Below are 266 nucleotides of genomic sequence, written 5' to 3'. Positions count from 1 at the left end.
TACGGGGCGCAGCAGGCGCGAAACCTTTACACTGCACGCAAGTGCGATAAGGGGACCCCAAGTGCGAGGGCATATAGTCCTCGCTTTTCACGACTGTAAGGCGGTCGTGGAATAAGAGCTGGGCAAGACCGGTGCCAGCCGCCGCGGTAATACCGGCAGCTCAAGTGATGACCGATGTTATTGGGCCTAAAGCGTCCGTAGCCGGCCACGAAGGTTCATCGGGAAATCCGCCAGCTCAACTGGCGGGCGTCCGGTGAAAACCACGT

General features: G+C 59.4%; 1 rRNA gene. It reads left to right on the top strand.

Annotated features, from left to right (window positions below):
• Positions 1–266, top strand: a 16S ribosomal RNA gene (locus C457_RS08765); the annotation flags it as partial.

It is taken from the genome of Haloferax prahovense DSM 18310 (assembly GCF_000336815.1).
In the GTDB taxonomy this organism is placed as follows: Archaea; Halobacteriota; Halobacteria; order Halobacteriales; family Haloferacaceae; genus Haloferax; species Haloferax prahovense.
The sequence above is the reverse complement of the archived record's forward strand: the minus strand, read 5'-3'. Positions and strand labels throughout refer to the sequence as shown.